This window comes from Pseudoxanthomonas kaohsiungensis (assembly GCF_010211765.1).
Taxonomy (GTDB): Bacteria; Pseudomonadota; Gammaproteobacteria; order Xanthomonadales; family Xanthomonadaceae; genus Pseudoxanthomonas; species Pseudoxanthomonas kaohsiungensis.
On record NZ_PDWO01000024.1, the window covers coordinates 21,383 to 34,693 of the forward strand.

A 13,311-nucleotide genomic window follows, 5' to 3' on the forward strand; every position below is an offset into this window, starting at 1 on the left:
CCCATGAACCAATCTGTCATCCCAGGCGATCGTGCTGCGTCCGGCAGCGCCGCGGCCGGCCATGCCCACGCGCATTCGCGCACCCGCACGGCCGTGCTCGACGGCGCCGGCTTGCGCAGCGCCATCGCCAGCTCCTTCGTCAAACTCGCCCCGCGCCATGCCTTCGCCAACCCGGTGATGGCCGTGGTCTGGCTGGGCACGCTGCTCACCGCCGGCCTGACCCTGGCCGGCAAGGCCAGCTCGCCTGCACTGGGCTGGGCGGTCACCGCGCTGCTGTTCGCCACCGTGCTGTTCGCCAACTTCGCCGAGGCGGTGGCCGAGGCCCGAGGTCGCGGCCAGGCCGCTTCGCTGCGGCGTGCGCGCAAGGACCTGGTGGCGCGCCGGGTCAACACCGTGCTGGGCGGTGCCGAGGCGCGCATTCCCGCCGCCGAGCTGCGTCCCGGCGACTACGTGATCGTCTCGGCCGGCGACCAAGTCCCGGCCGACGGCGAGATCGTGCGCGGACTGGCCACCATCAACGAATCGGCCGTCACCGGCGAATCGGCACCGGTGCTGCGCGAGGCCGGCACCGACCGGTCCGGCGTGATCGGCGGCACCCACGTGCTGTCCGACGAGATCGTGGTCAGGATCACCGCCGAGCCCGGCCACAGCTTCCTGGACCGGATGATCTCGCTGGTGGAAGGCGCCAACCGGCAGAAGACCCCGAACGAGATCGCGCTGGGCCTGCTGCTGGCGACGATGACCCTGACCTTCCTGGTCGTGGTGGCGACCCTGCCATTCATCGCCGGCTTCGTCGGCGCCACCCTCGATCCGCTGCTGCTGGTGGCGCTGCTGGTCTGCCTGATCCCGACCACGATCAGCGGCCTGCTGCCGGCGATCGGCATCGCCGGCATGAACCGCGCGCTGGCCTCGAACGTGCTGGCCAAGTCGGGCAAGGCGGTGGAAGTGGCCGGCGACGTGGACGTGCTGCTGCTGGACAAGACCGGGACGATCACCCACGGCGACCGCCAGGCCACCGCGTTCCATGCCCTGGCCGGGGTCGACGACACGCAGTTGCGCGAAGCCGCGCTGCTGGCCTCGCTGGCCGACCCGACCCCCGAGGGAAAGTCGATCGTCAGGCTGGCGCGCGTGCCCGGCGCCCCGCTCGACGAGCCGGCCGGTGCGCAGTTCGTCCCGTTCAGCGCGCAGACCCGCATGTCGGGCGTGGACATCGCGTCCCCTGGAAGCGCCGCCCGCAGCATCCGCAAGGGCGCGATGGATGCGATCGTCCAGCACGTGCGCTCGCTGGGCGGGGACGTGCCCGCCGAACTGGTCGGCCGGGTCGAGCAGGTCGCGCGTGGCGGCGCCACCCCGCTGGTGGTCAGCGAAGGCCGCTACCTGCTGGGCGTGATCGAGCTGTCCGACGTGGTCAAGCACGGCATCAAGGAGAAGTTCGCGCAGATGCGGGCGATGGGCATCCGCACGGTGATGATCACCGGCGACAACCCGCTCACCGCCGCGGCCATCGCCGCCGAGGCGGGCGTGGACGACTACATCGCCCAGGCCCGTCCGGAGGACAAGCTGGCCCGCATCCGCCAGGAGCAGGCCGGTGGCCGCCTGGTGGCGATGGTCGGCGACGGCACCAACGACGCGCCGGCGCTGGCCCAGGCCGACGTCGGCCTGGCGATGAACTCGGGCACCCAGGCGGCCAAGGAGGCCGGCAACATGGTCGACCTGGACTCCGATCCGGCCAAGCTGCTGGAAGTGGTGCGGGTGGGCAAGCAGCAGCTGGTCACGCGCGGTGCGTTGACCACCTTCTCGCTGGCCAACGACGTGTCCAAGTACTTCGCGATCCTGCCGGCGCTGTTCGCCGCGGCCATCCCTTCGCTGGCCGCGCTGGACGTCATGCGCCTGTCCAGCCCGACCAACGCGGTGCTCGCGGCGCTGGTCTTCAACGCCATCATCATCCCGCTGCTGATTCCGCTGGCGCTGCGCGGCGTGCGCTTCCGCCCGGCCAGTGCGACCGCGCTGCTGCGCAGGAACATGCTGGTCTACGGCGTCGGCGGCGTGCTGCTGCCGTTCGCCGCGATCAAGCTGATCGACATGCTGCTGGCGGCCACCGTCGGCGCCTGAACGATGCGCCGGGCCGTGCGGTTGAACCGCGCGGCCCGGCCCAAAAAAAGGACATCCTTCCATGACAACCGAACTTTCCCCTGTTCCGGCCGGCGCCAATGCGGCGATGGCGTCCGGGTCCCCGCTGCGCGGCGCCATCGGCCTGGCGCTGGTCTCCCTGCTGGGCTTCGGCCTGGCCTATGCGATGGCGGCCGTGGGCGCCGGCCAGCTGCTGTTCCCGCAAACCGCCTCGGGCAGCCTGCTCGAACGCGACGGCAAGGTGGTCGGCTCCCGCCTGGTCGCGCAGCCCTTCACCGGCGACGGCTGGTTCCAGCCGCGTCCGTCGGCGGCCCGCTACGACCTGATGGCGCTGGCCGGCAGCAACCAGGCGCGGACCAATCCGGACCTGCGTGCCCGGGTCGAGGTAGCGCGCAGCGCCGTGGCCGCGCGCGAAGGCGTCGATCCGGCCAGCGTGCCGGGCGACCTGGCGACCCAGTCCGGCGGCGGCATCGATCCGCACGTCACGCCGGAGGCGGCCGCGATCCAGGTCGCGCGGGTGGCCCGTGCGCGCGGGCTGGCGCCGGAGCAGGTCCGGCAGTTGCTGGCCGCGCACGTGGAAGCGCCGCAGTTCGGCCTGTTCGGCCAGCCGCGGGTGAACGTGCTCGAACTCAACCTGGCGCTGGACGCCCTGGCGCCGGCCGCCGTGCCGACGGAGCAGGGCGATGAACGATAACGACGGCAGATGTGCGCCGCCGGGGCACAAGCGCCGCTTCGCACGCCTGCGAGGCGGGCGGCTGCTCCGGGCAGCCATCTTCCTGTTCGCGCTGGCCTATGCGCTGGCGGTGACGGCAATGGCCGTGGCGATGGGCGGCGCCGATGCACAGCCGCTGGCCGGACGGGAAGGCTCCGGCTTGCCGGACATGCCCACTAGACTGTCGCCATGAGCCGCGACCGCGAAGCGATGGCCGATGCCCTGGCCGGAACCCTGCGCCGCCAGGAAGCCGGTCGCCTGACCGTGTTCCTCGGCGCCGCGCCGGGCGTGGGCAAGACCTACGCGATGCTGGTGCGCGCGCGCGAGCTGCAGCGCCAGGGCATCGACCTGGTGGTGGGCATCGTCGAGACCCACGGGCGCGGCGACACCGCGGCGCTTGTCGAGGGCCTGGAGGTGATGCCGCGCCGCAAGATGGACTACCAGGGCCGGGTGCTCGAGGAGATGGACGTCGACGCGGTGCTGGCCCGCCGCCCTGCCGTGGTGCTGGTCGACGAGCTGGCCCATCGCAACGTGCCCGGCAGCCGCCACGAGCGCCGCTGGCAGGACGTGGTCGAGCTGCTGGACGCCGGCATCGACGTCTACACCACCGTCAACATCCAGCACCTGGAGAGCCTCAACGACATCGTCCACCGGATCACCGGCGTGCGGGTCGGCGAGACCGTGCCCGACGCGCTGTTCGACCGGATGCGCGACATCCGCCTGGTCGACCTGCCGCCGCGCGAGCTGATCGAGCGCCTGCACCAGGGCAAGGTCTACCTCCCGGAGCAGGCCGAGCGCGCCTTGCAGGCGTTCTTCTCGCCGTCCAACCTGGCCGCGTTGCGCGAGCTGGCGATGCAGACCGCCAGCGACCATGTCGACGAGGACGCGCGCGAGGAGCAGGCCGCGCGCGGCCTGCCCGGCATCGCGTTGCGCCGGCGGGTGCTGGTGGCGATCGACGGCCGCGGAAACTCCGAGTACCTAGTGCGCGCGGCGCGGCGTATTGCAGAACGCCGCGACGCCCCCTGGAGCGTGGTCACCGTGCAGTCCGGCGCGGCGCCGGACCCGCAGCGGCAGGCCGAGCTCGACCGCGCCTTCGGCCTGGCCCGGACGCTGGGCGCCGACACCGAAGTGCTGCACGGCTCGAACATCGCCGACGCCCTGCTCGACCACGCCGAGCGCGACGGCGCCTCGACCCTGGTGGTGGGCCGCACCCGCGAACGGCCGTTCGCGCGCATGGTCAACCGCACCCTGACCCAGCAACTGCTGCAGCGGGGCGCGCACTACGAACTGGTGATCATTTCCTCGCCGGGTGCGCGCGCGCGGTCGCGGCGCCGGCCCGAGCGCCTGTCCGGCTGGCTGGACGGACGCGAGGTCGCGCTGGTGCTTGGCGCCACCGCCGCCGCGCTCGGGCTGGCCTGGGCGGTGGAGCGCTGGGTCGGCCTGGACGACCTGTCGATGGTGTTCATCGTCGCCGTGGTCCTGGTCGCCTCGCGCACGCGCATGGCCGCCGCCGCGCTGTCGGCGGCGCTGTGCTTCCTGGCCTACAACTTCTTCTTCATCGAACCGCGCCTGACCTTCTTCATCGGTGCGCGCCAGGGCGTGACCACGGTGTTCCTGTTCCTGCTGGCGGCGCTGGTTGCCGGCCGGCTGGCGTCGAAGCTGCGCATGCAGGTGCTGGCGCTGCGCGCGGCCAACGCGCACGCCACCGTGCTGCAGAACCTGGGGAGAAGGCTGGGCGCGGCGACCGACATGGGCCAGGTGCTGGAAGCGGGCCGCCAGGGCCTGGAGCGCGCGCTGGAGGCCGAGGCGTGGCTGCAGGTCGGCGAGACCCGCGTGCCCGGACCGCGCGCGCTGGAAGGCATCGAGCGCGGCGCCCTGGACTGGGTGCTGGCGCATGGCCAGCCCGCCGGGCGCCACACCGACACGCTGGCCGGGGCGTCATGGTGGTACCTGCCGCTGCGCGACGAACGCGGGGTGCTCGGGGTGGCGGCGCTGCGGCTGGAGAGCAGTCGCCGTCCGCCGCAGGAACAGCGCCGGCTGGCCGAGGCGATGGTCGACGACATCGCCCAGTCGGTGCGCCGCACCCGCCTGGTGGGCGAGCTGGAGACCGCGCGGGTAAGCGGCGAGACCGAGCGCCTGCGCTCGGCGCTGCTGTCCTCGGTCTCGCATGACCTGCGCTCGCCGCTGGCGTCGATGATCGGTGCCGCCAGCAGCCTGGCCAGCTACGGCGAGGCGATGGGCGAGGACGACCGGCGCAGCCTGCTCGACACCATCCAGAAGGAGGGCGAGCGCCTGGACCGCTACATCCAGAACCTGCTCGACATGACCCGCCTGGGCCACACCGGCCTGACCCTCAACCGCGACTGGATCGGCGTGGACGAGCTGGTCGGCTCGGCGGTCGCGCGCCTGCAGCGTTACCAGCCCGCGGTGCGCGTGGCGACCACGATCGCCGCCGACGTGCCGACCGTCTGGGTACACCCGGCGCTGCTGGAGCAGGCGATCTTCAACGTGCTGGAGAACGCGGCGCGGTTCTCGCCCGAGGGCGAGGCCGTGGAGGTCGATGCACGGATGGTGGAGGGCGCCTTGCGCATCGATGTGCGCGACCGCGGCCCGGGCATCCCCGAGGACGAGCGCAGCCGCATCTTCGACATGTTCTACAGCGTCGAGCGCGGCGACCGCGGCCGCCAGGGTACCGGCCTGGGCCTGACCATCTGCCAGGGCATGGTCGGCGCGCATGGCGGCAGCGTGCAGGCGCTGCCGGGGCGGGACGGGCGCGGCACCACGATCCGGATTACCCTGCCGCTGGTCACCCCGGCCCCCTGATCCAGTCCCCTGACCCGTGAGCGAAAGCCCGCCGCTGCCATCGCCGTCCGTGCCTGCGCCGCGGATCCTCGTGGTCGATGACGAACCGCAGATCCGCCGCTTCCTCGACATCAGCCTGCGGGCGCAGGGGTACGCGGTGGCGCTGGCGGCGAGCGGGCATGCCGGCCTGGCCGAGTTCGCCGTGCACGGCGCGGACCTGGTCGTGCTGGACATCGGCCTGCCGGACATCGAAGGGCACGAGGTGCTCGCACAACTGCGGCAGTGGTCGCAGGTACCGGTGCTCATGCTGACCGTTCGCGCGGGCGAGCAGGAGAAGGTCGCCGCGCTGGACGCCGGCGCCAACGACTACGTGACCAAGCCGTTCGGCGTGCAGGAGCTGATGGCGCGGGTCCGCGGCCTGCTGCGCGCGCGGGCGGTGGTGGCGGACGCCGCGGCGCCGGTGTTCGACGACGGGCGCCTGCGGGTGGACCTGGCCCGGCGCGAGGTGGCGCTGGACGGCCAGGCGGTGGTCCTGACCCGCAAGGAGTTCGCCCTGCTGGCGCTGCTGCTGAACCACGCCGGCCGGGTGGTCACCCAGCCGCAGCTGCTGCGCGAACTGTGGGGGCCCGACCACCAGGGCGACACCCATTATTTGCGGATACTGGTCGGCAAGCTGCGCCACAAGCTCGGCGACGATGCCACCTCGCCGCGCTACATCGCCACCGAACCGGGGGTGGGGTTGCGCTTCATCGCCGCGCACTGAGGGCGGCGCGGCGCTTGCCCGGGATCAGTTGAACGCGGCCGCGTAGCCGGTGTTGACCACCAGCTTCTGCAGTTCGTCGGCGACCTTGACGTTGGCGGCGATGATCGGCCGCGCCTCCGGGCCGCGTTCGTCCATGCGCGGGGTCGCCGCGCCGCGGAAGTCGCACACCCGGCCACCGGCCTCGCGCACCAGCAGCACGCCGGCGGCGATGTCCCAGGCCTTCACGCCCGCCTCGAAGTACCCGTCCAGGCGGCCGCAGGCCACGTAGGCCAGGTCCAGCGCGGCCGAACCGGTGCGGCGCACGTCCTCGGCCTGGACCAGCAGCGAGTCCACGCACTTGAGCTGGGCGCTGGCGCGGGCGCGCTCTCGCGGCGGGAAGCCGGTGCAGATCACCGCGCCGCCCAGGTCCTTGCGGTCGGCCACGCGGATGCGCTTGTCGTTGAGCACCGCGCCGCCGCCGCGGCTGGCGGTGAACAGCTCGTTGCGCAGCGGGTCGAAGATCACCGCGTCGATCGGCTCGCCGTTGTCGACCAGGGCGATGGAGACGCAGTAGTGCGGGAAGCCGCGCAGGTAGTTGCTGGTGCCGTCGAGCGGGTCGATCACCCACTGCATGCGCGCGTTGCGCCCGGCCATGTGGCCGCTTTCCTCGCCCAGCACGCCGTAGTCGGGGTAGGCCCGGCGCAGTTCCTTGACGATGGCCTTCTCGGCGTCGGCGTCCACTTCGCTGGCGTAGTCCATCCGCTGCTTCTGAACGACGTTGAGCGAGTCGAGCTTGTTGATGCTCCGCAGCAGCACGTTGCCGCCGAGGCGGGCGGCCTTGACCATGACGTTGACGGCGGGGGATTGCATGGCGAAGGCTCCCAGAAGGTCACGGGCGGAGGCAGGGATGGAACGGGCGAAGGTAAAGAGCGGTCCGGCCCGCATGGCCGGCCGCGCAGTTTACCATCTGCACCATGCACGAGCCCCTGAACGAATCCTCCCCGCCGGCCACCGGCGACCTCCGCATCATCCTGGTCGGGACCCAGCACCCGGGCAACATCGGTGCGGCCGCCCGCGCGATGAAGACCATGGGCCTGTCGCGGCTGGTCCTGGTGGCCCCGGAGAAGCCGCTGGACGACGACGCCTACCGGCGCTCGGCCGGCGCCGAGGACGTGCTCGACGCCGCTCCGGTACACGCCACCCTGGCCGAGGCGGTGGCCGACTGCCGGCTGGTGCTGGGCTGTACCGCCCGCAGCCGGCGGGTGCAGCTGGAACAGCTGGAGCCGGACGTGGCCGCCGGCCGCCTGCTGCGGCTGGCCGGCGAGGGGCCGGTGGCGCTGGTGTTCGGCCGCGAGCGGACCGGGCTGACCAACGAGGAACTGCAGCTGTGCCATGCCTCGGTGCACATCCCGTCCGACCCGGCGTTCAGTTCGCTCAACCTGGCCGCCGCGGTCCAGGTGCTGGCTTACGAGGTGCGGCGGGCGGTGCTGGCCGCGGTCCCGGCCGCCGGTCCCGTGCCGCCGCCGGCGCCCGACGCCCTGCCGGCGACCCACGAACAGGTCGAAGGCTTCTTCTCCCAGTTGGCCGAGACGCTGGAGGCGATCGACTTCCACAAGGGCCGGACGCCCGATTCGGCGATGCGCAAGCTGCGCCGGCTGTTCCTGCGCACGGACCTGACCGTGAACGAGGTCAGGTTGCTGCGCGGCGTGCTGGCCGATGCCCAGCGCATGGCCCGCCTGGCCGGGGAGGCCGGGCGTCTGTCGTCCTGAGCGGTTTCCGGATAGGCTTTGGCCACACGAGCGGGGGGTATCCGTTGTCCAGAGTGCGAAGGTGGATGCAGGCGGCGTGCTGTGCCGCCGTCGTGGCCCTGGGCCTGCCGGCGCACGCTTCCGAGGACGAGCACATCCTGGTGCTGGGCCGGATCAGCGACGATCCCGCCGCGCACTTCAACCAGCTCAAGCCGCTGCTGGACTACGTGGTCCCGCGCATGCGCGACGTCGGCATCACCGAGGGCCGCATCCTGATGGCGCGCGACGCCGCGCAGATGGCCAGCTACCTGCGCCGCAACCGCGTGGACTGGGTGACCGAGACCGCCAGCACCGCCGTGCAGTTGCAGGCGCGCGCGGCGGCCCGGCCGTTGCTGCTGACCGAGCGCAACGGCGTCAGCAGTTACCACACCGTTTTCTTCGCCCGCAAGGACGGGCCGATCCGCGAACTGGAAGACCTGCGTGGCCACACCCTGGCCCTGCAGAGCACCGCCTCGACCAGCGCCTACATGGTGCCGATGACCGAGCTGCTCGACGCGCACCTGTCGCCGGAAATCCTGCTGGCACCCTCGGACCAGCCCTCGGCTGACCGCGTCGGTTACGTCTTCGCGCGTTCGGAACTCAACATCGCCTCGTGGGTGCACAAGGGCCTGGTCGATGCCGGCGCGGTCAGCAGCCTGGACTGGAACGATCCGCGGCGCGTTCCGGATGCGTTCCGCGCCGACTTCCGCGTCATCCACGAAAGCAGTCCCTATCCGCGCGCGCTGGAGCTGGTGCGCCAGGGCATGGAACCGCAAGTGGAGGCGCGGCTGCGCCAGGTCCTGCTGGAAGCCGGCAACGACCCGGCCGCGCGCGATGCGCTGCGGCTGTTCTTCAACACATCCCGCTTCCTGCCGCTGGACGAGGATTCCCAGCGTTCGCTGGAAGCGTTGCGCAAGGGTGTGCAGCGCGTGCGGGCGGAGGTCGAATGAAGCTGCGTTTCGGCCTGCAGGCGCGGTTCGTGGTGGCGATGCTGCTCATGCTCGGCGTTGTGCTGCTGGTGCTGATGCTGCTCATGCACCGCCAGCAGCAGATGCGCGAGGAGACCGAGGCGCTCAGCCGCGAAGCGGTCCACGGGATGGTGGACAGCTACCTGCGCGACCACGGCCAGTCGCTGGCACGCCAGATGGCCGAGAAGCTGGCCAACCCGATGTATTACCGCGATCTGGACCAGATCGGCGCGGTGGTGCGCGACAACGCCCGCGACAGCCTGGTCGACTACATCCGCGTCTACGACCTGGAAGGGAAGCTGGTCCACGACGGTTCGATCGAGATCGCCGACTTCGGCCAGCGCATGGAAGACCCACTGGCCGCCGGCGCGATCGCCGCCGACGGCCTGCGCGTCCAGGTATCGCCCACGCTGCTGGACGCTTCGGCGCCGATCATGGTCGGCAGCGAACGCCTGGGTGGCGTGCGCGTGGGCCTGGACCTGCAGGTCGCCGGACGCTACGAGGAACGCAACCTGGGTGAGCTGCGCGGGCGGATGGACGAGCTGGCCCGCCGGCACCTGGCGTGGCTGGCGCTGCCGCTGGGACTGCTGGCGCTGGTCTCCATCCTGGCCGCCCTGTATGTGCAGCACACCCTGGTCCGTCCGATCCGCTGGCTGGCCGATTCGGCCCGCAGGATCGAGGCGGGCGATTACACCGTCGAGCGCGTGCACAGCACGCGTACCGACGAGATGGGCGACCTGGTCCGCACCTTCGGCCGGATGAGCGAAGCGGTGGCCCGCCACGATCGCGAAGTGCGGCGCATGGCCTATACCGATGCGCTGACCGGGCTGACCAACCGCCTGGCGTTCCGCGAGAGCCTGGACCACCGGTTGATGCTGCTGCGTGGCGCTGGCCGGCAGTTGGCGCTGCTGTTCGCCGACATCGACGATTTCAAGCGGGTCAACGACACCCTCGGCCACGAAGCCGGCGACGAGGCGCTGCTGCAGTTCGCCAACCGCATCCGCGAGGCGGTGGACAGGTACGGCGGCGACGACGCGCTGCTGGCGCGCTTCGGCGGCGACGAGTTCGTGATCCTGATCCAGGAGGGCGACGTGCGCGCCGCCGCCACGCGCCTGGCCGAGGTGCTGGTGGCCGAGCTGCGGCGGCCGCTGGACATCCAGGACCGGCAGGTGTTCCTGGGCACCTCGATCGGCATCACCCTGTTCCCCGAGGACGCTTCCAGCGCCAGCGCGCTGATGAAGAACGGCGACATCGCCATGTACCAGGCCAAGGTCGCCGGCAAGAACGGTTTCCGCTTCTACAGCCGGGCCATGGACCACGCGGTCGAACGCCGCGTGCACATGGAGCAGGAGTTGCGCGGGGCCTGGGAGCGCGGCGAGCTGAGCGTGGTCTACCAGCCGGTGTGCAGGACCAGCGACGGCCGGGTGGTCGGCGCCGAGGCGCTGCTGCGCTGGCAGCATCCGATGCTGGGCATGATCGCCCCGTCGGTCTTCATCGACGTGGCCGAGCAGAGCGGGCTGATCGAAGGCATCGGACCGCGCGTGCTGCGCGCGGCCTGCAACGAGGCCATGCGCTGGACCTCGATGGGCGAGGGCAACGAGCGCCTGTTCGTCTCGGTCAACGTCTCCCCGCGCCAGTTGCGCAAGGGCGACCTGCCCGACATCGTCGCCGAGTGCCTGCGCGAGACCGGCCTGCCGGCCTCGTGCCTGCACCTGGAGCTGACCGAGACGGCGGTGATCAGCGACGAGTTGCAGGCCGCGGCGATGCTGGCGCGCCTGCACAGCACCGGGGTCAAGGTCTGGCTGGACGACTTCGGCACCGGCTTCTCCGGGCTCAGCCACCTGCGCCGGGTGCCGGTGGACGGGGTCAAGATCGACCGCAGTTTCGTCGCCGACCTGCAGCGCGATCCCGACGACCTGGCCCTGACCACGGCGATCATCGCCATGGCCCATTCGCTGGGGATCACGGTGGTGGCCGAGGGCGTGGAGAAGGAAGCGCAGTACAACCTGCTGGCCGAGCGCGGCTGCGACCTGGTCCAGGGCTACTGGCTCAGCCATCCGATCAGCGCGACCGAGTTCGCCCACCTGCTGGCGCGGCGGGGGCGCTGAGCCCGCGGGGCGGCCGGCCGGTGCCGCGCTAGAACAGCTGCCGCAGCCAGTCGCCGACCAGCACCACCAGCCGCTCCGACAGCAGGCCCATCGACAGCAGCGCGGCGATGGAGACCAGCCACAGCACCAGCAGCAGGGCGCCATCGCGCTCCATCAGCGCCAGTGAATAGAGCAGCAGGGTGCCGGCGAACAGGTAGTTGGTCATCGGCAGCGGCAGCGCCAGCAGCACGCCCAGGGCGATCAGCAGCACGCCGGTGAGGGCGTTGGCCATGCGGTTGCCGGTGAGCACCTGCAGGCGCGGGCGGACCAGGTGCTCGAGCCGGTTCATCCATGGCGTGATCCGCCGGCAGAAGCGGGCCATGGTGCCGCGCTGCGGGCCGCGCCGTCCGATGAAGCCCGGCACCCAGGGCCGGCGCAGGCCAACCAGCAATTGCAGGCCGATCAGCACCACCAGCGGGCCGCTGATCATGCCGCCGGTGCCGGGAATGGGGATGAATCCGGGCAGGATCGACACGAACAGGAACATGCCGAAGGCGGTACGGCCCAGGCCCTGCAGCAGGCGGTCCATGGTCAGCCGCTCGCGCGGATCGCCATGGGCGAAGGACTGCAGCAGCCGGGCGATGCCGTTGCCGGCCGCGCCGGCGGCACCGGCCTGCGCCGCGGGTTCAGACGGCGAGCTCATCGCCATCGTGCTGCGCCAGCCGGCGCAGCAGCAGCTTGTCGATGCGCGCCCCGTCCAGGTCGACGACCTCGATCCGCCAGCCGGCCCAGTCGAAGTACTCGCCCACGTGCGGGATGCGGCCGAAGTGGGCGATGCACATGCCGGCCAGGGTGTGGTAGTCGCCTTCCTCGGCGTCGGGCAGGGCGGCGCCGTCCATCAGCTCGCGCAGGTCCTCGGTGGGCAGGGTGCCGTCGACCAGCAGGGAGCCGTCCTCGCGCTGCACGACCAGGGCGTCCTCGTCGGTGTTCTCCACCGACTGCAGGCGGCCGACGATGGCGCCCATCAGGTCGGAGACGGTGACCAGGCCCTGGATCTCGCCGTATTCGTCCACCACCAGCGCCATCGACTGCTGTTCCTCGCGGAAGATCTCCAGCAGCTTCATCGCGTGGGTCGATTCGGACACGAACAGCGCCGGGCGCAGGTCGTGGTACAGGCGTTCGGCCAGGTCGCCGCCGATGGTGTGGATCAGCGACTTGACCTCGAGGATGCCGGCCACGTCCTGGTCGCTGCCGCGGTAGACCGGGTAGCGGGAGAACTGATGCTCGCGCATCACCTCCAGGCTTTCCTCCACCGGGGCGCTGGCATCGAGCCAGGCGATGCGGTTGCGCGGCGTCATCAGGCTGGCGGCGGTGCGGTCGCCCAGGCGCATCACCCGGTTGACCATGTCGCGTTCGTGCGCGTCGATCACGCCCTGCTCGTGGCTCTCGGCCACCAGCATGCGGATCTCCTCTTCGCTGATCGTGCTGGCCTCGTCCTTGCCCAGGCCCAGCAGGCGCAACACCAGCCGGGTGGTGTGCGACAGCAGCCAGACGAAGGGGAAGGCGGCCCGTGCCAGCCAGCCCATCGGCAGCGCCACGACGCTGGCGATCTTCTCCGGGGCGGTGATCGCCAGGCGCTTGGGCACCAGCTCGCCGAAGATCAGGGTCAGGAAGGTGATCAGGGCCACCGCGATGGACTTGCCGATGGTCTCGGCGTACGGGTCCAGCGCGGGCAGGACCCGCTCGATCCAGGCGGCGATGGCCAGGCCGATCGCCTCGCCGCCGAACAGGCCGGTGAGGATGCCGATCAGGGTGATGCCGATCTGCACCGTGGACAGGAACGCCTCGGGCTTCTCCGACAGCGCCAGGGCCTTGGCCGCGCGCCTGCTCGCCTGGGCCAGCTGCTTGAGCCGGCTCTTGCGCGAGGTCATCACCGACATCTCCGACATGGCGAAGAAGCCGTTGAGCAGGACCAGGGCGAGGACGATCAGCAGCTCAGCCATGGGGCGGACCCCCGCGGCGGCGCGATGGATTCAGGGGGCCGGGGCGCGCGGGGGTCCGCCCCATGGCTGAGCTGCTGATC

The 13,311-nt window shown here is 71.5% G+C and carries 11 protein-coding genes; 8 read left to right on the plus strand and 3 right to left on the minus strand.

From position 1 onward, the window contains the following. Positions 1–3 precede the first annotated feature (3 nt). From kdpB to CSC66_RS16825, 5 genes are all read left to right on the plus strand, one after another. Positions 4–2,112, plus strand: coding sequence for a potassium-transporting ATPase subunit KdpB (gene kdpB, locus CSC66_RS16805; RefSeq protein ID WP_162378562.1), 2,109 nt, complete (start codon positions 4–6; stop codon positions 2,110–2,112). A 61-nt stretch (positions 2,113–2,173) separates the two neighbouring features. Beyond that, positions 2,174–2,824 carry a potassium-transporting ATPase subunit KdpC gene (kdpC, locus tag CSC66_RS16810; RefSeq protein WP_162378563.1) on the plus strand — a complete coding sequence of 217 codons (651 nt, stop codon included), beginning with the start codon at positions 2,174–2,176 and terminating at the stop codon, positions 2,822–2,824. After that, a complete protein-coding gene (locus CSC66_RS16815; RefSeq protein ID WP_162378564.1) occupies positions 2,814–3,035 on the plus strand; it encodes a hypothetical protein in 222 nt (73 codons plus the stop codon). Before kdpC ends, CSC66_RS16815 begins: the two co-directional genes overlap by 11 nt. Continuing rightward, positions 3,032–5,665, plus strand: coding sequence for a sensor histidine kinase (locus tag CSC66_RS16820; protein ID WP_162378565.1), 2,634 nt, complete (start codon positions 3,032–3,034; stop codon positions 5,663–5,665). Before CSC66_RS16815 ends, CSC66_RS16820 begins: the two co-directional genes overlap by 4 nt. Before the next feature lie 34 nt (positions 5,666–5,699). Further along, positions 5,700–6,407 (plus strand): response regulator, encoded by a 708-nt coding sequence (locus CSC66_RS16825; protein WP_238394442.1) that lies wholly within the window; start codon positions 5,700–5,702, stop codon positions 6,405–6,407. Between the two features lie 24 nt (positions 6,408–6,431). Here the strand turns inward: CSC66_RS16825 and CSC66_RS16830 are convergent, their stop codons facing one another. Then, positions 6,432–7,256 (minus strand): inositol monophosphatase family protein, encoded by an 825-nt coding sequence (locus tag CSC66_RS16830; RefSeq protein WP_162378566.1) that lies wholly within the window; start codon positions 7,254–7,256, stop codon positions 6,432–6,434. Positions 7,257–7,360: 104 nt separating this feature from the next. On the opposite strand from CSC66_RS16830, the gene CSC66_RS16835 reads away from it, so the two are divergent. From CSC66_RS16835 to CSC66_RS16845, 3 genes are all read left to right on the plus strand, one after another. Continuing rightward, positions 7,361–8,155 (plus strand): RNA methyltransferase, encoded by a 795-nt coding sequence (locus CSC66_RS16835; protein WP_162378567.1) that lies wholly within the window; start codon positions 7,361–7,363, stop codon positions 8,153–8,155. Positions 8,156–8,220: 65 nt separating this feature from the next. Then, positions 8,221–9,123, plus strand: a complete 903-nt coding sequence (locus CSC66_RS16840; RefSeq protein ID WP_162378573.1) for a phosphate/phosphite/phosphonate ABC transporter substrate-binding protein — start codon at positions 8,221–8,223, stop codon at positions 9,121–9,123. Next, positions 9,120–11,249, plus strand: coding sequence for a putative bifunctional diguanylate cyclase/phosphodiesterase (locus tag CSC66_RS16845; RefSeq protein ID WP_162378568.1), 2,130 nt, complete (start codon positions 9,120–9,122; stop codon positions 11,247–11,249). The genes CSC66_RS16840 and CSC66_RS16845 overlap by 4 nt, the downstream gene beginning before the upstream one ends. Before the next feature lie 28 nt (positions 11,250–11,277). On the opposite strand, the gene CSC66_RS16850 is transcribed toward CSC66_RS16845, so the two are convergent. Both CSC66_RS16850 and CSC66_RS16855 read right to left on the minus strand, forming a co-directional pair. Further along, entirely contained in the window at positions 11,278–11,931 is a 654-nt protein-coding gene (locus CSC66_RS16850; protein WP_162378569.1) for an exopolysaccharide biosynthesis protein, read from the minus strand. Further along, positions 11,915–13,231 carry a hemolysin family protein gene (locus tag CSC66_RS16855; RefSeq protein WP_162378570.1) on the minus strand — a complete coding sequence of 439 codons (1,317 nt, stop codon included), beginning with the start codon at positions 13,229–13,231 and terminating at the stop codon, positions 11,915–11,917. Before CSC66_RS16855 ends, CSC66_RS16850 begins: the two co-directional genes overlap by 17 nt. Positions 13,232–13,311: the final 80 nt, after the last annotated feature.